20 protein-coding genes are annotated in these 20,080 nt (G+C 52.1%); 15 read left to right on the top strand and 5 right to left on the bottom strand.

Annotation, left to right across the window (positions count from 1 at the left end):
* Positions 1–57: 57 nt before the first annotated feature.
* Positions 58–1,911 carry a beta-glucoside-specific PTS transporter subunit IIABC gene (locus KNP84_RS09400; protein ID WP_021067991.1) on the top strand — a complete coding sequence of 618 codons (1,854 nt, stop codon included), beginning with the start codon at positions 58–60 and terminating at the stop codon, positions 1,909–1,911.
* A 9-nt stretch (positions 1,912–1,920) separates the two neighbouring features.
* Complete coding sequence (locus KNP84_RS09395) at positions 1,921–3,372, top strand: glycoside hydrolase family 1 protein (protein WP_031200425.1); 1,452 nt, start codon at positions 1,921–1,923, stop codon at positions 3,370–3,372.
* A 120-nt stretch (positions 3,373–3,492) separates the two neighbouring features.
* Here the strand turns inward: KNP84_RS09395 and KNP84_RS09390 are convergent, their stop codons facing one another.
* Positions 3,493–3,963 (bottom strand): DUF6188 family protein, encoded by a 471-nt coding sequence (locus KNP84_RS09390; RefSeq protein WP_214715209.1) that lies wholly within the window; start codon positions 3,961–3,963, stop codon positions 3,493–3,495.
* A gap of 185 nt (positions 3,964–4,148) precedes the next feature.
* On the opposite strand from KNP84_RS09390, the gene KNP84_RS09385 reads away from it, so the two are divergent.
* The gene (locus KNP84_RS09385; RefSeq protein ID WP_081637963.1) at positions 4,149–5,684 is read left to right on the top strand and encodes a sensor domain-containing diguanylate cyclase; all 1,536 of its coding nucleotides are present in this window, start codon (positions 4,149–4,151) and stop codon (positions 5,682–5,684) included.
* Positions 5,681–6,175 carry a hypothetical protein gene (locus KNP84_RS09380; RefSeq protein ID WP_215114669.1) on the top strand — a complete coding sequence of 165 codons (495 nt, stop codon included), beginning with the start codon at positions 5,681–5,683 and terminating at the stop codon, positions 6,173–6,175. The genes KNP84_RS09385 and KNP84_RS09380 overlap by 4 nt, the downstream gene beginning before the upstream one ends.
* A 39-nt stretch (positions 6,176–6,214) precedes the next feature.
* On the opposite strand, the gene KNP84_RS09375 is transcribed toward KNP84_RS09380, so the two are convergent.
* Both KNP84_RS09375 and KNP84_RS09370 read right to left on the bottom strand, forming a co-directional pair.
* Positions 6,215–7,087 (bottom strand): ROK family protein, encoded by an 873-nt coding sequence (locus tag KNP84_RS09375; RefSeq protein ID WP_215114668.1) that lies wholly within the window; start codon positions 7,085–7,087, stop codon positions 6,215–6,217.
* A 16-nt stretch (positions 7,088–7,103) separates the two neighbouring features.
* Complete coding sequence (locus tag KNP84_RS09370) at positions 7,104–8,909, bottom strand: type I phosphomannose isomerase catalytic subunit (protein WP_215114667.1); 1,806 nt, start codon at positions 8,907–8,909, stop codon at positions 7,104–7,106.
* Between the two features lie 120 nt (positions 8,910–9,029).
* Here KNP84_RS09370 and KNP84_RS09365 point away from each other — a divergent pair, with 120 nt between their 5' ends.
* From KNP84_RS09365 to KNP84_RS09325, 9 genes are all read left to right on the top strand, one after another.
* Positions 9,030–9,326, top strand: coding sequence for a PTS sugar transporter subunit IIB (locus KNP84_RS09365; RefSeq protein WP_021067999.1), 297 nt, complete (start codon positions 9,030–9,032; stop codon positions 9,324–9,326).
* A 4-nt stretch (positions 9,327–9,330) separates the two neighbouring features.
* Positions 9,331–9,675, top strand: a complete 345-nt coding sequence (locus KNP84_RS09360) for a PTS sugar transporter subunit IIA (protein ID WP_215114666.1) — start codon at positions 9,331–9,333, stop codon at positions 9,673–9,675.
* Between the two features lie 23 nt (positions 9,676–9,698).
* Positions 9,699–11,009, top strand: a complete 1,311-nt coding sequence (gene celB / locus KNP84_RS09355; RefSeq protein WP_058765536.1) for a PTS cellobiose transporter subunit IIC — start codon at positions 9,699–9,701, stop codon at positions 11,007–11,009.
* Between the two features lie 32 nt (positions 11,010–11,041).
* Positions 11,042–12,466 carry a glycoside hydrolase family 1 protein gene (locus tag KNP84_RS09350; RefSeq protein WP_215114665.1) on the top strand — a complete coding sequence of 475 codons (1,425 nt, stop codon included), beginning with the start codon at positions 11,042–11,044 and terminating at the stop codon, positions 12,464–12,466.
* 80 nt (positions 12,467–12,546) lie between these two features.
* Positions 12,547–13,275 carry a GntR family transcriptional regulator gene (locus tag KNP84_RS09345; RefSeq protein WP_021068003.1) on the top strand — a complete coding sequence of 243 codons (729 nt, stop codon included), beginning with the start codon at positions 12,547–12,549 and terminating at the stop codon, positions 13,273–13,275.
* A 39-nt stretch (positions 13,276–13,314) separates the two neighbouring features.
* A complete protein-coding gene (locus KNP84_RS09340) occupies positions 13,315–13,989 on the top strand; it encodes an ABC transporter ATP-binding protein (RefSeq protein ID WP_131471680.1) in 675 nt (224 codons plus the stop codon).
* Entirely contained in the window at positions 13,986–14,993 is a 1,008-nt protein-coding gene (locus KNP84_RS09335; protein WP_215114664.1) for an ABC transporter permease, read from the top strand. The genes KNP84_RS09340 and KNP84_RS09335 overlap by 4 nt, the downstream gene beginning before the upstream one ends.
* Positions 14,990–15,601 carry a class I SAM-dependent methyltransferase gene (locus KNP84_RS09330; protein WP_021068006.1) on the top strand — a complete coding sequence of 204 codons (612 nt, stop codon included), beginning with the start codon at positions 14,990–14,992 and terminating at the stop codon, positions 15,599–15,601. The genes KNP84_RS09335 and KNP84_RS09330 overlap by 4 nt, the downstream gene beginning before the upstream one ends.
* A 17-nt stretch (positions 15,602–15,618) precedes the next feature.
* Positions 15,619–16,281 (top strand): NAD(P)H-dependent oxidoreductase, encoded by a 663-nt coding sequence (locus tag KNP84_RS09325; protein ID WP_215114730.1) that lies wholly within the window; start codon positions 15,619–15,621, stop codon positions 16,279–16,281.
* A 36-nt stretch (positions 16,282–16,317) separates the two neighbouring features.
* Here KNP84_RS09325 and KNP84_RS09320 read toward each other — a convergent pair whose 3' ends face one another.
* Both KNP84_RS09320 and KNP84_RS09315 read right to left on the bottom strand, forming a co-directional pair.
* A complete protein-coding gene (locus KNP84_RS09320; RefSeq protein ID WP_214762552.1) occupies positions 16,318–16,953 on the bottom strand; it encodes a nitroreductase family protein in 636 nt (211 codons plus the stop codon).
* Positions 16,950–17,396 carry a MarR family winged helix-turn-helix transcriptional regulator gene (locus tag KNP84_RS09315; protein WP_021068009.1) on the bottom strand — a complete coding sequence of 149 codons (447 nt, stop codon included), beginning with the start codon at positions 17,394–17,396 and terminating at the stop codon, positions 16,950–16,952. The genes KNP84_RS09320 and KNP84_RS09315 overlap by 4 nt, the downstream gene beginning before the upstream one ends.
* 181 nt (positions 17,397–17,577) lie before the next feature.
* Here KNP84_RS09315 and KNP84_RS09310 point away from each other — a divergent pair, with 181 nt between their 5' ends.
* Both KNP84_RS09310 and KNP84_RS09305 read left to right on the top strand, forming a co-directional pair.
* Positions 17,578–19,761 carry a malate synthase G gene (locus tag KNP84_RS09310; protein WP_215114663.1) on the top strand — a complete coding sequence of 728 codons (2,184 nt, stop codon included), beginning with the start codon at positions 17,578–17,580 and terminating at the stop codon, positions 19,759–19,761.
* Positions 19,758–20,054 (top strand): hypothetical protein, encoded by a 297-nt coding sequence (locus KNP84_RS09305; protein ID WP_021068011.1) that lies wholly within the window; start codon positions 19,758–19,760, stop codon positions 20,052–20,054. Before KNP84_RS09310 ends, KNP84_RS09305 begins: the two co-directional genes overlap by 4 nt.
* The last annotated feature ends 26 nt before the right edge of the window (positions 20,055–20,080 follow it).

The following is a 20,080-nucleotide window of genomic DNA, read 5'->3' as shown; positions in this document are numbered from 1 at the left end:
CTCCCGTGTGCGTTCATTTAGGTTTTTCTTTTTACCCAAATTGAAGGAGTGAACATTATGAGCCAAACAAAAACGCTCGCCGCGGACATCATTCGTCACGTCGGCGGGAAAGATAACGTCAAAAGCGTGTTCCATTGTGCAACACGGCTACGTTTTAAATTGAAAGATGAACAGAAAGCCAATCCTGAAGCGTTAAAAAATCATGACGGCGTCATCACGGTCGTCCAAAGCGGCGGTCAATTCCAAGTCGTCATCGGCAACAACGTCCCATACGTCTATCAAGACGTGGTCGAGGCGGGTGGATTCCAGACGTCATCGAACGACGATACGGAAAAAACGGGCGTCTTTAACCGTTTGATTGATGTGATTGCGGGGATTTTCACCCCGATTCTCGGTCCGATGGCCGGTAGTGGTCTATTGAAAGGGTTGCTCGCCATTCTCGTCGCCCTCGGCTTACTGACACAAGACATGGGCACATACATCGTCTTGAACGCAGCGGCCGACGCGCTCTTCTACTTCTTACCGGTCATCCTCGGCCATTCGGCAGCGAAGAAGTTTGGCGGCAATCCGTATATTGGGATGATTATCGGGGGTGCGCTCGTCTATCCGGCTATCGTCGCGATACAAGGGGCGGGCGAGTCACTCTCATTCCTCACGGTGCCAGTCGTCTTGATGAGCTACGCGTCCTCGGTCATCCCGATTATCTTGGCGGCGTACGTGTCATCGAAAGTCGAAACGTTCTTCAACAAACACACGCATGAGGCGGTCCGTAACTTCACGACCCCGATGATGGCACTCTTGATTGTCGTCCCGCTCACGTTCCTCGCCATCGGTCCGGTCGCAACATACGCGAGTCAAGGTCTCGCCGGCGGCTACTCGTTCTTATATGAACTCAGTCCAGTCGTCGCCATCGCTTTCATCGGTGCATTTTGGCAAGTGCTCGTCATGTTCGGTCTCCATTGGGGGCTCGTGCCGATTATCATCAACAACTTGGCAGTCGTCGGCATGGACACGATCGTCGTCGGAGTCCTCATGGCGACATTCGGTCAAGTCGGGGCAACGCTCGCCATCACATTGAAGGCGCGTGACCCGAAGACGAAAGGACTTGGTACCTCGTCGACGATCGCTGGTGTGTTCGGTATCACCGAGCCGGCGATTTACGGATTGACGCTCCCGCGTAAAAAACCGTTCGTCTTTGGGATGGTCGGTGGCGCGGCCGGCGGTGTCGTCGGCGGTATGCTCGGGACGGCCGCTTATGCGATGGGTGGTCTCGGCGTGTTCAGTATCCCGGTCATGATTCCGGCAACGGGCCTTGATATGACATTCTATGGTGCGTTGATTGGGATGGCAGTTGCGACGCTCGTCTCGTTCGGACTCACGTTCGCATTCCATAAAGAAGTAGCATCGGAAGAAACGTCGCCGCGTGTCGAATCAGCACCTGTCTTGACTGATCACGTCGGTACACCGGTCTCCTCACCGGTCAAAGGGGAAGTCGTCGCACTTGAGACCGTTCGCGATGAAGTGTTCTCGAGTGGCGCGATGGGGAAAGGAATTGCCATCATGCCAACGGAAGGCGTCGTCTATGCGCCGTTCGACGGGGAAGTCGTCACGGTCTATCAATCGAAGCACGCAATCGGACTCCGGTCGCATAGCGGTGTCGAAGTATTGATTCACGTCGGGCTCGACACGGTCCAGCTCGGGGGACAACATTTCGAATCGTTCGTCACAGACGGACAACAAGTGACCGAAGGCGACGTGTTGGTGAAATTTGATTTAGAAGCCATCGCTCAAGCCGGTTACGACACGATAACTCCGGTAATTGTCACCAATACAGGGAACTACTTAGATGTCTTGCCGACACATAGCGGCATCGTCGAACCAAACCACGGCGTCTTGCGCGTCTTAGCCTAAAAGGAGGAAATGGATATGAAACAAGTAGCGAAAAACTTTTTATGGGGTGGCGCCACAGCGGCGAACCAATTTGAAGGCGGATATCAAGAAGGTGGCAAAGGACTGTCGATCGCGGATGTGATGCCGGGCGGCAAGGACCGGATGAAAATCATCCATGACCCGACGTTCGATTTCGAGCTACATGACGAGTATACGTACCCGAACCACGAAGGCATTGACTTCTATCATCACTACAAGGAAGACATCGCTCTCTTCAAAGAGATGGGCTTCAAGACGTTCCGCATGTCAATCGCTTGGTCGCGCATCTTCCCGAACGGTGACGAACTCGAGCCGAACGAGGAAGGTCTTCAATTCTATGACCGCGTCATCGACGAGCTCGTCGCGCAGGGGATTGAGCCGCTCGTCACCATCTCGCACTATGAGTTGCCGCTCCACTTGGCGACAGCATACGGTGGTTGGCGTGACCGCCGCCTCGTGACATTTTTCGAGCGGTACAGCCGTGTCTTGTTCGAACGTTACCAAGGCAAGGTCAAATATTGGCTCACGTTCAATGAAATCAACGGGGCCCAATTCATGCCGATGCTCAGTCTCGGGATGGCAATCCGTGAAGGGGACGACCAGTTGCAATTGACGTATCAAGGGTTGCATCATCAACTCGTGGCAAGTGCACTCGCGACAAAAGCAGCACGCGAAATCGACCCGTCGATGCAAATCGGCTGCATGCTCATCGCGGCGCCGGTCTATCCGTACAGCTCGAACCCGGAAGACATTTGGTACGCGCATGACGCCGAGCGCATGATGAACTTCTTCTGCGGCGACGTTCACGTTCGCGGTGAATATCCGTCGTTCGCGAAACGATTCTTCCGTGAGAACGGGATTGAACTCGTGATGGAAGATGGCGATCTCGAGACGCTAAAAGCACACACGGTCGACTTCTTCTCACTCAGCTATTATATGTCGCGTACCGAGAAAGCGGAGAAGACAGAAGACGAAGCAGCAGGGAACATTATGAGCGGTGTGAAAAACCCTTACTTGAAAGCAAGCGACTGGGGTTGGGAAATCGATCCGATGGGACTTCGCGTCATTTTGAACAAACTGTATGAGCGTTATGAATTGCCGCTCTTCATCGTCGAGAACGGTCTCGGGGCTTATGATAAGGTCGAAGCGGACGGTTCGGTCCATGACGATTATCGGATTGAGTACTTGCGTGACCATTTGAAAGCGATGGTGGAGGCGATTGAAGACGGTGTCGACGTCATCGGTTATACGAGCTGGGGCTGTATCGACCTTGTCAGCGCATCGACCGGGGAGTACAGCAAACGTTACGGTTTCATCTACGTCGATAAGCACGACGACGGGTCAGGGACGCTCGAGCGTTCACGGAAAGACTCGTTCTTCTGGTATCAAGACGTCATCCAGACGAACGGGGCAAGCTTGTTCGAGGACGAGACGGTGAAATAATAAAAGAGCGGCCGCGGCCGCTCTTTTATTATGCTTTCGTGATTTTTCGCAAAACGATGATGGCGAGACTGACGCCGCCGGCAATCAACATATACGTGAGAATCTCCGTCCAGGCTGCCATCAGACGTCATCTTCCGCGAAGACGGCCAAGTCTCCTTGAGGCATGGCGACGAGTAAAAAGTGCTCGCCTCCGAGCGGGCGGGCGTCCCCGGCCTGCCAACTCTCGTACTGCTCATGATAACCGTTCACGAACAGGACTGATCCGGATTCAAATGTAAGTTCAAGGTTGGGGTTGTCTTCTGTTAAACGGACGGAGCGGACGCGTTCACGTCGCAGTCCGACGAGGTGATGGAGTTGTTCGTCTTCGTTGAACGACGGACCCGATGAGTGGACGTACCAGGGTCCTTCGATTGAGAGCCAAGACTCGTTGCCGTCTCGTTTAAAGTAAAGTAGGTGATGGTTTGGGCCGGAACCGAAGTCGATTCCGACGAAGGAAGACGCGTTAAATAGATGTTGTAAAATCCGTGTAGCTTCTAGATGTTCGGTACGGGTCACGCTTCCACCTCGCTTAAATAGGTTAGTTAATTCCATCATTCCACGTTACTCCACTAAAGTAAACGAAAGGATTATGTGAAATCACTCATACGAGAGGTAGATAAAGACGTTCGACATCTTATGGAAAATACTTCAAGGAAGTTAAAAGTTTGGTCAGTGATTGGGCGAATTCGGTCCCGCCTTCAAGGATTCGATTTATAATCAAATGTATAGATGAATCGATGAAACGAGGGGTAACCATGGTTTATGGCTTATTGATTGGCGGCACTGTCCTAATCACCATCGTCCTCAACATCCTCCGGTTGATGACGACCCCCGCCCTGAATCGCTGGCTGCTCGCCGGGACGAGCAGTCTCGTCGTGATTTGGCACGGGGTGTTGTTCGACTTTTATGATTTGCATTGGTCCGTGCTGTTGTTGATTATGACGGGACTCGTCTGTTTTCACTGGAAAGGCATGACTGTTGCAATTATGGTCAGCTGGCTTTTAGTATACAGTCAATCCGGGATACTATCTTTTCCACTGTTGCTCAGTTATGTCTTCTTTGGATTAGGCGCGGCGTTGCTCTTCGGCTACGTCAAACAGTTGAAGCGTGAGCGGTCGGGACGGTTACGGATGTTGACGGCAAGTTCTCGTCAATTGAACGTGTTTCGGGAAGTCAGTTTTACAATGCAAGACACGCTCGATCCGGACCGGTTGCTGCAAACGATTTTGACATCGGTGACGGCGGGGCATGGGCTCGGGTTTAACCGTTCAATCATCTTTTTTGCGGATTTGGAAAAAGATAGCATTTACGGAGTCATGGGGACAGGACCGATGAATCCAGAAGACGGCTTTCAAATTTGGGAAGAAATCACGAGACAACACATTGATCTTCAAGGACTGATTGATGAGAAGGAGACGGACTCGACGCACGATGAACAGTTGAACGAACGAATTCAGAAGATGACGATCCCGTTTCATGGCAACCACCTGTTCAAACAGACGCTCGATTCAGGACGACCGCTCCATGTCTACGCGAGCATCGCCGATGACCCGGTGCTGCGGATGCTACATACCGATTTACAAATGGATGAGTGTACGATTTTCCCACTTCACCATCAAGGAATCCCTTACGGACTCCTCGTCATCGATAACGTTGTCAACAAAAAGCCGATCACCCCTCAAAAGATTGATAGTGTCCGTCCGATTGCGGAACAAGCCTCGCTCGCGCTCCATCAAACGATGCTGTATCAACGTATCGAGACATTGGCGCTTCGTGACGGCTTGACGCGTCTTAAAAACCATCGCTCGTTCGAACAAGATTTGGACGTCTTGTTCCGGGAGTGCGAAACGGACGAGCTGTCACTGATTGTCATGGATATCGATCATTTCAAGCACTTCAACGACACGAACGGGCACTTGGCTGGAAACGAGTTGTTGACGCGACTCGCGAGTGTCATTCGACGAAGCGTGCCGGATGAACAGATGGCGTATCGGTTCGGTGGCGAAGAGTTCGTCGTCCTATTGCCGCAGTATGACGAGGTCGAGGCGGCACAGGTGGCGGAAACGATCCGCAGCGCCGTGCTTGGAACGAACTTTATGAACGGAGAGCGACAACCGGGTGGGCAGTTGACGCTCAGTTTCGGCGTCGCTTCAAAGCATACCCTTCATGAACAGTCCCTCGAACAGTTGATTGAGTGTGCCGATCAAGCCCTCTATGCAGCCAAATCAAAAGGGAAAAACCAAGTTTGTCGTTGGGAAGGGGTAACGTTATGACCGAATTCAGTGTCATGATTATGACCGTCGTCTTTATCGGTTCGATTTTATTGACGAGTCAGCCGTGTTATCGTTTCGTGACAGGCAACCTGGCGCGACGCCACGCTACGGCACTCGGTGTCTCATTGAAAGATGTCTCATTCTCGTTCGATCAAATGGTATATTTCATCGCGTTGCCGACAACGATTCCGGAAGTCCGGGATGCGGCGAAAGCAGAACTGGTCGTCGAACCGTATTATGAATCTTATTTCTTTCCAGAAGTGAACGGCGTGCAAGTCTCTGTGAAATCGGGATCCGCCGTGACTCCTATCGCCTATTTGCCGATTGACGACTTCAGCCTTCCTGTGTTGGATCGATACTTAGAGGCCGGAAAGATTAATGAACGCGTCAACCGGACGATTCGGGAGCATATGATTGTCCATGACCGTACGCTCGAAGCGATTCGAGACGAGGTATATCATCACCTCCATGAAGATCGCCTGGCACAATAAAAGGGTTTCCATCACAGACTCGTGGTGGAAACCCTTTTTTCACTGCGCTAACATGTGAAACCGTGCGGCCCCGATCAAGTTGGCCTCGTTGAAGTGGGCACACGTCTCGAGATCGATGTGGAACGTCCCGAACGCGTCACAGAGCGCATCCAAGTGTCGTTTGATGCCGTCTCGGACTTCCGGACGGCGACTGATGCCGCCACCGATTAAAATCCGCTCCGGGTCGAGTCCGAATTGAAGATTGTACATGCCGATTGCGTTCCAGCGATAGAAGCGCTCTAATTCCGTTTGGATGACCGGATCGGTTTGAAGCGCGAACACGTCTTTTCCGGTAAGTGGACGACCGAGCTGTTCGCTGCAACGCTTGACGAGGACGGCCGTCGAACCGATGGCGCTCCATGTTCCATCTGGATGCGGCAAGTTCGGGTCCAAAATCCAGTACCCGTACTCACCGCCGTGGAAGTGTGACCCGACCATGAGGATGTCCGAGTCGACGAAGGCACCACCGATGCCGGTACCGATGACCACGGTCGCATAACGTTTCACGGATGCGGCCGCACCGTTCCATCCTTCTGCAAGTGCTGCCGCATTGGCATCGTTCAAGACGGTGACCGGTAAGTCGTAACGGTCTTCGAACGCCTGTAGAAACGGACGATTGTGGATATACGGCAATGCGCTGATGCCATGAATCACACCGGTCGTCGAGTCGACGGAGCCGGGCGCACTGAAGGCGATTCCGTCGAGCGGGGACTCGACGGTCGCTTCGTTAAAAATCACATCGACTTGATCAAGCAAGCCGTCCCACGTCGCTGGGGTTGGGACGTGTTTGTTCGACAGGAGGTTGCCGTCGGTTTGGACGACTCCGTATTTGATACTCGTACCACCAATATCGATGGCTAAATAATGTTGCATGTCTTGTTTCCACTCCTTATGGCAAGAACGCGGCCCCGATGACGCCAGCGTCGCCATGCAGTTGCTGCAGGACGAGGGGGGTCGCTCCTCTCAAATGAGGGTATACTCGCATCGCGACCGCGTCTTGTAACTGATTCCAGTATAACGGAGCCGAAGCCGTCACGCCTCCTCCAAGAATGATGACGTCAGGATCGACCGTGTGGATGATATTGGCGAGACCGGTCGCTAAATCCTCGACGAACGTGCTGCGTTCGATTTCGTCTGTCAAAAGCGTCATCGAATCAGTCATTCCTTTAGTGCGGGCACGTTCGTGAAGTGCCGTTCCACTCGCATGCGTCTCAAGCGCTCCGACGTTCAGCGTCGGATGTGCTGGTCCGTCCGTACGAATGATCATATTGCCGACTTCTCCGGCGCTACCATGAGCCCCGCTAATCAAATTTTGCTTATAGACGAAACCGCCGCCAATCCCTGTGCTGACCGTGACGTAAAAGACGGAGTCGACATGACGACCAGCCCCGAATTTCGCTTCGGCGAGTGCCGCCGCATTGGCATCATTCTCTAACGTGACAGGTAGGCCGAGCAGAGTGCATAGCGGCTCCACGATCGTCTGATGGTGCCAGTTCGGGAGGTTCGGCGGGGTCAAGAACGCACCTCGTTTTAAGTCGAGCGGACCAGGTGCCGCGATGCCGACGTGCGTGATGTCATATTCGAGTTGGAATCGTTCGACGGCAAGCTTGATTTGGTTCAACAAGGTGTCGAGCGCAAGGTGCGGCTGTGTCTTCAATTTATATTGTTTCTCGAGACGCCCTTCTGTCGACACGGCGGCGATTCGTGTGTTTGTGCCGCCCAAATCGATGCCGATGCGGGCTTTTTGTTTCGTTGGAGAGGATACACCGGTGACGAGGCACGTGGCCGTTCCGTCTAACTGAAATGACTGACCCGCTGGCAAAAGCAACGTCGCACCAATATCGAAGGCCGAACCGTCAATCTCAAGTGTCCCTTCGACGACCGAAAGCAAACGGAACGTGTCCGTCGAGACGGATTCTTCGCGTTCGATCGTCCATTTTTCGACGAAGAAATACGGATTGCGCGTCAACTGCGTTCGGAAATGATCCAGTGACAGGGCAGGTTCCATATAGTCGAGATGGGGTGCGAAGGAGGCAAGGGTACCTTGATTGACGTGGAGATCACGTGTGCGGCCCGTCGTCGGTTCAGTGCGTCCGTAATCATAGAGACGGTACGTCGTATCCGAACTTTGTTGAATCTCGAGAACAGATACGTCTTTCGTCAAAGCGTGGACAGTCCCGGCCGGCACGTATAAAAAATCGCCGCGGCTGACAGGTTTTCGAATTAAACCGGACATGACATCACCAGCTTCGAGCGCCTGTTGTAACGTCTCTTTCGACTCGAACGTATGCCCGTAGATGATTTCTCCCCCTTCTGGCGCGTCGAGGATGTACCAGCATTCATTCTTTCCATACGGTTGACCCTCGAGCGACTGCGCGAGCTCGTCATCAGGATGCACTTGAATCGATAAATCATCGTTCGGGTCAATCCACTTGATCAATAACGGAAATACAGGTGAGTTAATGCCGAACAGTTCTGGATGCGTGGCATAAAGGTCGTCTAGCGTTGTCCCAATATGCGATCCGGCAGACACGACGGAACTGCCTTGCGGCAACGCCGAGGCGGTCCATGCTTCGCCGATCGAGACTTCATCAAAACAAAAACCAAAACGCTTTAAGCGGTCGCCTCCCCAAAGACGATATTGATAATGCGGCTGTAACGGGATGATTTTCATCGTCAATTCCCTCACTCTCATTTATTATCGTATACACTTTTAAATTTAAAAACTAAACAAACTTTAAATCAAGTATAGACATGAAATTAATCATGTGTATAATAAAACTTGTAAACGATTTCAAAAAAGGAGTGGTCGAACATGAAGAAGGTATTACTTGCTTGTAGTTCAGGAATGTCGACGAGCCTGCTCGTCACAAAAATGCAACAGCACGCGGCGTCAATCGGGGACGAAGCGAAAATTTGGGCAGTCGGTCAAGACCAGGTTGGTAAGGAGATGGAAGAAGCGGACGTCATCCTCATCGGACCGCAAATGCGCTTTTTGCTCGATAAATTGAAAGCGCAAACATCGAAGCCGGTCGAAGTCATCGACATGATGGCCTACGGAACGGCGAATGGGAAAGCAGCGTATGAGCAAGCAATCAAATTGATGGGGTGAGGTCATGGAAGGAACGGAAGAGTTAACGTTAGAACAGATGGCGTTCATGATGATTTTGCATAGCGGGAACGCTCGGAGCACGATTCAAGAAGCAATCCAAACGTATAAGAACGGTTCCTACGAAGCGTTTGAAGCGCAGCTAGCGACAGCACGTGAACAGTTAAAAGAAGCGCATCAGACGCACTTCGGTCAAATTCAAAAAGAGGCGAACGGGGAGAAGACGGACATGTCACTGTTGCTCCTTCACGCCGAAGACCATCTCATGTCGACTCAGACGATGCTAGATTTGACGGCAGGTCTGATTGAGATGATGGAGCAAAAGATTGTAAATCCTAATCAAGAAGGGTGAATCCTATGTCACAGGACAACAAAATGTTCTTATTGATCAGCAAGTTGCTCATGCCGATGGCGACTTACTTGAACAACAGTCGGTATTTGCAAGTATTACGGGATGCGTTCATGCTCGCGTTCCCGATTACCATGTTCGGTTCAATCGTCGTCGTTATTGCCAACTTGCCGTTCTTAGACAAGTTCATGTCGGAAGGGACGCTGAATGCGTTCAAATCGTCACTCGGTAACGCCCCATCCGCCACGATGGGAATCATGTCAATCTTCGTCGTTTTCGGTATTGGCTATTATCTTTCGAAAAGTTACAACGTCGAAGCCGTCTTCGGTGGGGCGATTTCGCTCGTATCGTTCCTCTTGTTGACACCGTTCCTCATTGAAGTCGAAGGAATGACAGAAGCGGTCGGTAACGTCCTCCCGCTTGATCGTCTTGGCGCCAAAGGAATGTTCCTCGCCATGATTACAGGTTTCCTCTCAGGTGAGATTTATCGATTCGTCGTTCAAAAGAACTGGACGATCAAAATGCCGGACGGCGTACCGCCGGCGGTTGCGAAGTCGTTCTCGGCGCTCGTTCCGGCCTTGTTGACGCTCACGGTCTTCTTGCTCCTCAACATTGGTGTGACGAGCTTGTTCAATACGAACTTACATGACGTCATCTTCAACGTCGTGCAACAGCCGCTCGTTAAATTGGGTAACGGTCTCGTCCCAACGTTGATCGCCATCTTCTTCGTCCAATTGTTCTGGTTCTTCGGGTTGCACGGACAAGTCATCGTCAACTCGGTCATGGATCCGATTTGGAATACGTTGTCGCTTGAAAACTTGAACGCGTACACGGCGACCGGAGATGTGCCGAACATCATCAGTAAACAGTTCGTCGAAATCTATACGGTCGGCCTTGGTGGCTCCGGCTCGACGCTTGCCGTCATTGTAGCGATTTTGTTGTTCTTGAAATCGAAGCAGTTGAAACAAATCGGGAAACTGTCACTCGGACCAGGGATTTTTAACGTCAACGAACCGGTCATTTTCGGTCTGCCGATCGTCATGAACCCGCTCATCATGATTCCGTGGATTGTCGCCCCACTCATCACGGTCACAGTCACTTACTTTGCAATGTCGACAGGGCTCGTCCCGCCGCCGACAGGGGTCGCGGTACCTTGGACCGTCCCGATGTTCATCAGCGGGATGATGGCGACGAACTCACTTGCCGGCGGATTGCTACAACTCGTCAACTTCTTGATCATCTTGGCGGTCTGGTTCCCATTCCTTAAATTTATTGACCGTTTGAACTTGAAGAAAGAACAGGAAGAAGCCGCTAACCATAAAGACGAAGCGGTATGAATGAGAAATAGGGAATAAGGGAGAGAAAGTTTATGACGAACCCGACAGAAACGAAAACATCAGCAGCAGTGACGTATCAATTCCCGACCGATTTTTGGTGGGGGACGGCCTCTTCGGCGACGCAAATGGAAGGTGCGGCGTTTGAGGGAGGCAAAGGCTTAAATATTTGGGATTATTGGTATATGCAACAGCCGAACCGATTCTTCAATGGCGTCAGCGCGACGGAGGCGTCTAACTTCTATCATTTGTACGAGCAAGACATCGTACTCATGAAGGAGCTCGGACATAACACGTTCCGTTTCTCAATCTCGTGGTCACGTCTATTCCCAGAAGGCGTCGGTGAGGTGAATGAAGAGGCGATCACATTCTATAACAATGTGATCAATTGCCTCATCGATCATGACATCGAGCCGTTCATCAACTTGTATCACTTCGACATGCCGATGGCGCTTCAAGACCGAGGCGGCTGGGAGTCACGTGACGTCGTCGACGCTTACGTACAGTTCGCGAAGACGTGTTTCGAACTTTTCGGAGACCGTGTGACGACATGGTTCACCCATAACGAACCGATCGTACCGGTCGAAGGCGGCTATTTGTACGATTTCCACTATCCGAACGTCGTCGATTTCAAGCGTGCCGTTCAAGTCGCTTACCATTCGATCATATCGAGCGCGCTCGCCATTCAGGCGTACCGGGAGCGGGAACAGGCCGGTCAAATCGGAATTATCCTGAATTTGACGCCGTCGTATCCGCGCAGCCAACATCCGGCCGATCTGAAGGCGTCACGCTTGGCCGACGCGATCTTCAACCGCTCGTTCTTGGACCCGTCCGTGCTCGGGACGTTCCCTGAAGAACTCGTCGACGTGTTACAGGAACAAGGCGCGATGCCGGAGATGCAACCTGGAGACTTGGATCTCATTCGGGCGAATACGATCGACCTCCTTGGCATCAACTACTATCAACCGCGTCGGGTCAAGGCAAAGGCGTCGCTACCGAATCCTGATGCGCCGTTCCTACCCGAGAATTTGTTCGACTTCTATGAGATGCCGGGTCGCAAGATGAACCCGTATCGTGGTTGGGAAATTTATGAGCAGGGCGTCTATGACATCTTGATCAACTTGAAAGACAACTACGGCAACATCCCGTGTTTCATTTCTGAGAACGGGATGGGCGTTGAAGGAGAAGAACGTTACCGTGACACCGACGGTAGCGTCCAAGACGACTACCGGATCGATTTCATTCGCGAGCATTTGAAATGGACGCATCGGGCGCTCGAAGAAGGTGCGAACGTGAAAGGGTACCATTTATGGACGTTCATGGACAACTGGTCATGGAGCAACGCCTATAAGAACCGCTATGGGTTCGTCGGTGTCGACTTGGCGACCCAAGAGCGGACCGTTAAAAAGTCTGGTCACTGGTTCAAACAAGTGATTGCCAATCATGGATTTACAGAATAATAGGAAAAGCTGACAAGGACCTACTCTTTGTCAGCTTTTTTTGATATATTATTTGTATATGTCTATACATGAGGTGGAATATGTCTACAAAGAAAAAACCAAAATATGAATCGATTGCGGATGAGATTCGGCATCGGATCAATGAACAGGCTTATGAACTCGAAACACCGCTCCCAGATGAGATTCAATTAGCAGAAGAATTTGGTGTCAGCCGTATGACGATGAAGCGTGCTCTCGAGATTCTCGTGATGGAAGGCTTGATTTATCGGAAGCGTGGCAAAGGGACGTTCATCTTGCCGGCCAGTTTCCAAAAAGAACGCATCAACATCATCAGTAAAGAGACGAGGGGATTGACGCAAGTCATCGGCGACCGCAGTTTGCGCAGTGAAGTGCTCGATTTTGAAGTGAAGTTCCCGACCCAGGAAGTCGCTGACCATTTGATGATTGAGCTGACGGAACCGGTCTATGAGATTCGTCGTGTCCGCTATGTGGACGAAGAGCCGTATGTCATCGAATTGACGTACATGGTCGCCAATCTAATTACAGGACTGTCGCGTAAAATTTTAGAGAAATCGGTCTATAGTTACATCCAACAGGAGCTCGGTTACACGATCACGAGTTCACACAAGATGATTCGAGCCGACAAGCCTGACGAGTACGACCAACGTTACTTGAAGAATGACATTACCGACCCAATCATTGAAGTCGAACAAGTCGTTTACTTGAGTAACGGGAAGCCGTTCGAATATTCATTCGCCCGGCACCGCTATGACAAGTTCGTTTTCTCTTCGGTCAATATCGTTCGATGACGTCGCCTGAAAAGGCGACTTTTTGCGAAGGAGGTTCGAATGGACGTTCACATTGAACAAGCCGGGTATGAACGCGGTGAGTCGGTCATTGAGGACATCGAATTTGAGGTCCGACCGGGCGAAATCGTTGGGATGATTGGGTCGAACGGGGCCGGGAAGAGCACGACGCTCGCCTGTCTCACCGGAACAATCCCGTGGATGCGTGGAACGGTGAAAATCGACCGCTACGCCTATATCCCCGAGCAACCGGTTTACTATGATTATTTGACGCTCGAGGAACATATCGCTCTCGTATTGGAATTGACGAGTGTTCACACTCGCGAGCGGACAGACGAATTGCTGCGTCTGTTTCGGCTCGAGACGGTCCGGTACGACTATATCGCCTCGTTCTCAAAAGGGATGAAGCAAAAAGCGATGATTCTGTTGGCGCTCATCCAAGAGGCGAAGTTTCTCCTTGTCGATGAGCCGTTCGTCGGACTCGACGCGACGACGACGATTCAGTTGCTTCGTTTACTTGAAGCGGAACGCCGTCAAGGCACCGGGGTGCTTCTCGTCACCCACGTCCTCGATACGGCAGAGCGGTTATGCGACCGCTTCGTCTGGATCGATGACGGACGCATGCTCGCAAGTGGGACGAAAGATGAATTGCGTCTCAGCCTGCAAACCGAAGGCGAGTCGCTGTTCGACATGATGGAAGATGTGGCCATGCGATGAATGAACATCAGCTGTTCGTTAGACGTGTCCGCACCCATGTGACCAAACAGTGGAAGACGTGGCGGCTCATCTTGGATTGGACAGTCGTTCTGTACGGCGTCATTCCGTTCGCCATCTTTCTCGGGTACCAATACCGATTGCTTTGGCAAGGCGAGCTTAGATGGGTGAGCCAAGTACCGATGTTCGTTTGGACGCTTGGAATTGGAATCGTACTCCTTAGAAATCCGTTTTTCGTCTGGGTCGAACGGGCGGACGTGACACTGGTGGCCAAACGTTCTTTGATTCATAAATTGAAGCACGGTTCGTTGCTTTATCACGCCATCAAACTAGGTTCAACGCTCCTCTTTGTCCTATTGATGTTCATCCCCGTGCTTTGGCTTGACGGTTGGCCCGTTGTCTCCATATCCACATTTGGGATCAGCCTCCTGTTTTTGACCGGGCTTCATACGTGGATCCGTTATCAGTTGACGGTCCGGAGCAGCCATTGGATGTTACGAGTTACGGTGACGTGTGTAACGTTCGTTTGTATGTATGCGCTCCTCATCGACTCACCTTTATGGTCGGCCGTACTCGGCAGCGGCCTCGTTGCATTTGCGATGTATGTCGGAGAAGGGTGGCTGTCACGCCACCCATATCTTAGCCAAGAACTCGAACGTAGTGAGGCGTTGCGTACCGCCTTTGACCGGGCATTATTATCGACGTCGGGCGCCATCGAGAAGCCGAGCCGGCGCAAACGTCCGCTCTATCGACCGAGACCGAATCGGTTTGGGACCGCCCGGCGCACGTCGGCCATTTTACTCTATATACGGACGCCGCGTCATCGGAACTTATGGCTGCGTCTCATCCCGCTTGCCGTCACAGGGATGCTCCTCGTGCCGAGCTGGTTCAAGTTGCTCATCCCGCTCTATGTCGGCTACGTGATGTGGCAAGAACGACAGGCGTTCAAACAAGAGATGGAGCGTCATCCATTTTTCCGCGCCATCCAAGAAAGGACAGATTTATGACTGAACAAGACTATGAACGATTGCTTCAAATCGAGACGGCAAAACCGCAACAAGGGTTCCCGGCCTCGGCCGAATACCACCGCTATGAACCGACTCCTTATGAGGCGCTCGACTTGTTGCGTGACGCCTATCCGCTCGCGGCCACGGACACGGTCGTCGATTTCGGTTCGGGGAAGGGGCGGCTTCCATTTTATCTCGCCTATACGTTCCGAGTTCGGGCCATTGGCATCGAGATGGATGGCGGCTTCCACGAAGCGGCACTTGAGAATTGGATGAACTACGCCAAGAAACACCGGACGCGTGGCAGTGTTCAGCTCGTCCGCGGCTACGCCGAACAGTTTGAGGTGCCGGCTGAGGCGAACCGCTTTTACTTCTTCAACCCGTTCTCGGTGAACGTGTTCCGGCAGGTCGTCGCGAATATCATCGACTCGGTCGAGCGCACGCCGCGTCCGGTCGACCTCATCCTCTATTATCCAGCCGATGAGTACTTACATTTTCTGAACGATGAGACGCCGTTTCGCTACGTGCAGGACGTCCGATTGCCCTTGAAGAATCTTCATGAGCGCTTTCTCATTTATCGTTTTGATATGATGGAGTCATCTTGGTGAATGGGGAGTGGATCATCGTGAAAAAAGAAGAGATTTTAGACGCGTATCGTTGGCGTCAAGCGACGAAGGAGTTCGACGCGGACCGTAAAATCGATGAGGAAGATTTCGAATTCATCTTGGAGACAGGCCGCCTGTCACCAAGTTCGTTCGGTTTTGAGCCTTGGCAGTTCGTCGTCGTTCGTCGCGAAGACTTGCTCCAAAAGATTAAAGACCATGCTTGGGGGGCGCAAGGGCAGGCGTTGACGGCAAGCCATTTCGTGTTGATCTTGGCGCGGACGCCTGAAGCGATGCGCTACGACTCGGACTATATCCGTCATATCGTCACGGACGTCCAAGGACGGACGGAAGACGAATACGCCCTTCGGGTAAAACGTGTCCGTGAGTTCCAAGAACAAGATTATCAACTGTTGGACGACGAGCGTGTGTTCCAAGAATGGATTAAACGCCAAACGTATATCCCGCTCGGCAACATGATGACGGCCGCTGCCCAAATCGGCGTCGACTCATGCCCGATTGAAGGGTTCAATCAAGCGGAGATTGACGAATTATTGATTTCAGAAGGCGTCATGGAACGAGGCGCCTGGTCGCTCTCGGTCATGGTCGCGTTCGGACATCGGGCCCGTGACTTCGCGCCGAAGACACGCCGTGACTTCAATGAGGTCGTCAAATACATCGGATAAGCAAAAGCTCAAGCGCCTCGGCGCTTGAGCTTTTGCTTATTTCCACTCGGTGATGCGGTCGATTGGGAAGCGGACCGATTGGTAACCGTCTTCCGCGGCTTTTCCGATTGAGAGGAGCATGACCGGAAGGTAGCGCTCTTTCTCGAGGCCGAACGCTTCCGCGATGTTCGCTTTGTCATAACCACCGATCGGGTTCGTGTCGTAGCCGTGAGCACGGGCGACGAGCATGAGTTGCATCGCGACGAGACCTGAGTCGAGCAAGATGCTGTCTTTGATCGATTCTTTCGGAGCGTCTTTGAAGATGCCTGTAATCATGTCGACTTGGCGGTCACGGACGTCTGGAGGCATGAGGCCACGTTCAACGGCCGTATCGAAAATCTCTTCTGTGTAATCGGCCATTTGATAATCGGCGAAGATGGCGATGACGGCAGATGACGTCTCGACTTGGCGTTTGTTGAAGCTTGCGAGCGGGAGGAGCGTGTCTTTCCCTTCCGCGCTATCGATGACGACGAAGCGCCATGGTTGCAGGTTAAGTGAAGACGGAGCCGTCGTCGCTTCCTCCAAGATTTGTGTCATCTCTTCTTTCGAGATTTTGACGTTCTCATCGTATACGCGAATCGAGCGGCGTCCTTTGACGATCTCCATAAAGTCTTTTTGTGTAGTCGTGTTCATATAAGGGTCTTCCTTTCGTGTTGAATGTTGGTTTGTAATGTATTTAACAATTCGAGTAGCTGTTGTTGATCCTCTACCTTCATGTTTACAAAAAGTCGGTCCGATAAGCACTTCTTTTGCTCGGTCCAATGTGCAATCCGCTCGCGACCGTCATCCGTCAAATCGACAAAGATGACCCGATTGTCTTGAAGACATCGTTCGCGCGTGATTAAGCCTTGTGTCTCGAGTTGTTTTAAGTGACGCGTAATGGCGGCATGGTCGACTCCGACCCGTTGTTGCAGTTCACGTTGACGTAACGGTCCGACGTGATGCAAGTTGCTCAAAATATCGAAGCGGGTCGAACTGAGTCCGTCCATTTCCGTATCGAACAGTTGGGCGAGTTCTTTTTGTACGGTGATGACGTGGTAAAGGATTTCGTCGCTGAGCGAACAGGCGTCGCGCATGAGACATCCTCCTTAAAACTAATTGATGAATCAATCATTGATAGGTCACACAATTCATCCTAATCGGTTTGAAGAGAGAAGGCAAATAAAAAGATTCAAAAAAACTGTTGTCAAACTGTTATATAATAGTCTATATTATATTCAACTGATATATAACAATTATTCGGGAGGATGTGATGGTTTGGAACAATACGTAAGAATCGGCACATACCGTGTCCATCGTACGCTGGTCGACTTGATTGCCGAGCGGGTGTTGCCCGAAGAGGCTTCACGGCAACAGTTTTGGGTTGGGGTCGGTCAAATTTTAGACGACTTCACAGAACGGAACGAGGCATTGTTGCGAGAACGAGAAGCATACGAACGACTGTTACAGAACTGGTACAAGGAACATGGACCAACCTTTGATCAGCACCAATACAAACAATTTTTGCAAGACATCAATTACATCGAGCCAATCGTTCCAGACTTTACGATCGACGTCACGAACGTCGACGCAGAAATCGTCCAGGCCGGTCCGCAACTCGTCGTCCCGCTCGATAATGCGCGCTATGCGTTGAACGCAGCGAATGCTCGCTGGGGCAGCTTGTACGATGCCTTGTACGGAACGGACGTCATCGACACGGACGAGGAGCCGACGGCTGGATATAATCCGGAACGGGGGGCGAAGGTCATCGCCTACGCCAAACAGTTTCTCGACGATACGTTTCCGCTCGGGGAAGGCTCACATGAGGAAACGGACGGTTATCTCGTGTCAGAGGGCAGGCCGTACGCCATCATCGAAGGGAACCGCATCGCGTTCCAAGACGATTGTCTCGTCGGCTACGTCGGAGAGGCGAGTGATCCGAAGAAGCTCCTGCTCGTCCACAACGGGATTCACGTCGAGCTGAAGTTTGACCGGAACCATCCAATCGGAAAAACAGATCGAGCGGGACTTGTCGATATCGAGCTCGAATCAGCGTTATCGGCCATCATCGACTGTGAGGACTCGGTCGCGGCCGTGTGCGCCGAAGAGAAAGTCCAGCTCTACTCGAACTGGCTCGGTCTCATGAACGGAACACTCGAGGCGACATTCACGAAAGGCGGGAGACGACTCACACGGAAATTGAACCCGGACCGGCATTATATCGGACCGGAAGGACGTGAAGTCACGCTACCGGGACGGTCGCTCTTGTTCATTCGCAACGTCGGACACTTGATGACGACGGATTTGATGCTTGATGAGGCAGGGCGTGAAGTGCCAGAGGGCATCCTGGACGGGATTTTCACAGCGCTCATCTCGAGCCGTTACCTCGACGCTAGACAAAATTCTCGTGAACGTTCGATCTATATCGTCAAACCGAAAATGCATGGCTCGAAAGAAGTCGCCTTCACGAACGATTTGTTCGACGCGATTGAAGATGTGCTCGAGCTGCCGCGTCACACGATTAAAGTTGGTGTGATGGACGAGGAGCGTCGGACGTCGCTCAATCTAAAGAACTGCATTGAACGAGTGAAAGAGCGCATCGTCTTTATCAATACAGGCTTCCTCGACCGGACCGGGGATGAGATTCACTCCTCGCTCACGCTCGGACCGATGCGCCGAAAAGGTGAGATGAAAGCCTCGGCTTGGCTCGACGCGTATGAACGGTCGAACGTCCGGGTAGGACTCGACGCCGGATTCCACCGAAGCGGACAAATCGGGAAAGGAATGTGGGCCATGCCGGACCGTATGGGCGAGATGATGCGCGAAAAAATCAATCATATCCGATCCGGGGCGACGACGGCCTGGGTCCCATCACCGACGGCGGCCACGCTTCATGCGCTCCATTACCATCAAGTCGACGCCTTTGACGTCCAACGCGAAGTGGCCGCTCGTTCGTTCAATCATGTGATGGAACGAAGTCGGTTGCTTGAGATTCCACTTGCCACGCGTGACTACACGGACGAAGACGTGAACGAGGAGCTCGAGAATAACTTGCAAGGCTTGCTCGGATATGTCGTACGTTGGGTCGAACAAGGTGTCGGCTGCTCGAAAGTGCCCGATATTCATCATGTCGGCTTAATGGAAGACCGGGCGACGCTCCGCATCTCGAGTCAGCACGTGGCCAACTGGTTGTATCATGGCGTCTGTAGTCGAGAGCAAGTGGAAGCGACGCTCGTCCGGATGGCCGGTGTCGTCGACGCGCAGAACGCGTCGGACCCGCATTATCGTCCGATGACGCCTGACGTGGAGCGTTCAATCGCCTATCAAGCGGCGAAAGATTTAGTGTTCGAAGGCGACGAGTCGCCGAACGGATATACGGAACCGATTTTGCACCGGCGCCGTCGAGAATTTTTAGATCAAGTTGCATTAGAACCGAATTTAAAAGGAGGAGCATCATTATGACAACGAAAAAAATTGAAAGCGAACAGTTAATTGAACGCTGGGTCGTCCGTCGAATCATCTCAGGGGAATCGACAGCGACGCTCGCGAACACGGCGTTCGTCTATGGGAACGATTTGATGCGCCTCGTCCTCGACCGGGCCGACGGATCGCTCCAAATCATGAGAGAGCCAGTTGAAGAAGTCGTCGTGTTCCGGAAACCGGAAGAACGTGATGAAGAAAACGTCTGTCGCTGCTGCGGCATGGAACACTCGTCCTTCAAATCGGCGCTTGAGTGCTGCGCATACTTGGATTAAGCATGCACCAACTGTTATATAACAAA

The sequence above is a fragment of the Exiguobacterium sp. s70 genome (assembly GCF_018618315.1).
Taxonomy (GTDB): domain Bacteria; phylum Bacillota; class Bacilli; order Exiguobacteriales; family Exiguobacteriaceae; genus Exiguobacterium; species Exiguobacterium chiriqhucha.
The sequence above is the reverse complement of the archived record's forward strand: the minus strand, read 5'-3'. Positions and strand labels throughout refer to the sequence as shown.

What these genes read in the sequence shown, in the direction of transcription:
- KNP84_RS09345 (WP_021068003.1), top strand. Translation starts at nt 12,547, where the DNA reads ATGTCTACAAAGAAAAAACCAAAATATGAATCGATTGCGGATGAGATT.
- KNP84_RS09350 (WP_215114665.1), top strand. Translation starts at nt 11,042, where the DNA reads ATGACGAACCCGACAGAAACGAAAACATCAGCAGCAGTGACGTATCAA.
- KNP84_RS09340 (WP_131471680.1), top strand. Translation starts at nt 13,315, where the DNA reads ATGGACGTTCACATTGAACAAGCCGGGTATGAACGCGGTGAGTCGGTC.
- KNP84_RS09330 (WP_021068006.1), top strand. Translation starts at nt 14,990, where the DNA reads ATGACTGAACAAGACTATGAACGATTGCTTCAAATCGAGACGGCAAAA.
- KNP84_RS09360 (WP_215114666.1), top strand. Translation starts at nt 9,331, where the DNA reads ATGGAAGGAACGGAAGAGTTAACGTTAGAACAGATGGCGTTCATGATG.
- KNP84_RS09370 (WP_215114667.1), bottom strand. Translation starts at nt 8,909, where the DNA reads ATGAGAGTGAGGGAATTGACGATGAAAATCATCCCGTTACAGCCGCAT.
- KNP84_RS09335 (WP_215114664.1), top strand. Translation starts at nt 13,986, where the DNA reads ATGAATGAACATCAGCTGTTCGTTAGACGTGTCCGCACCCATGTGACC.
- KNP84_RS09315 (WP_021068009.1), bottom strand. Translation starts at nt 17,396, where the DNA reads ATGCGCGACGCCTGTTCGCTCAGCGACGAAATCCTTTACCACGTCATC.
- KNP84_RS09320 (WP_214762552.1), bottom strand. Translation starts at nt 16,953, where the DNA reads ATGAACACGACTACACAAAAAGACTTTATGGAGATCGTCAAAGGACGC.
- KNP84_RS09365 (WP_021067999.1), top strand. Translation starts at nt 9,030, where the DNA reads ATGAAGAAGGTATTACTTGCTTGTAGTTCAGGAATGTCGACGAGCCTG.
- KNP84_RS09305 (WP_021068011.1), top strand. Translation starts at nt 19,758, where the DNA reads ATGACAACGAAAAAAATTGAAAGCGAACAGTTAATTGAACGCTGGGTC.
- KNP84_RS09375 (WP_215114668.1), bottom strand. Translation starts at nt 7,087, where the DNA reads ATGCAACATTATTTAGCCATCGATATTGGTGGTACGAGTATCAAATAC.
- celB (WP_058765536.1), top strand. Translation starts at nt 9,699, where the DNA reads ATGTTCTTATTGATCAGCAAGTTGCTCATGCCGATGGCGACTTACTTG.
- KNP84_RS09390 (WP_214715209.1), bottom strand. Translation starts at nt 3,963, where the DNA reads ATGGAATTAACTAACCTATTTAAGCGAGGTGGAAGCGTGACCCGTACC.
- KNP84_RS09380 (WP_215114669.1), top strand. Translation starts at nt 5,681, where the DNA reads ATGACCGAATTCAGTGTCATGATTATGACCGTCGTCTTTATCGGTTCG.
- KNP84_RS09400 (WP_021067991.1), top strand. Translation starts at nt 58, where the DNA reads ATGAGCCAAACAAAAACGCTCGCCGCGGACATCATTCGTCACGTCGGC.
- KNP84_RS09385 (WP_081637963.1), top strand. Translation starts at nt 4,149, where the DNA reads ATGAAACGAGGGGTAACCATGGTTTATGGCTTATTGATTGGCGGCACT.
- KNP84_RS09395 (WP_031200425.1), top strand. Translation starts at nt 1,921, where the DNA reads ATGGATATGAAACAAGTAGCGAAAAACTTTTTATGGGGTGGCGCCACA.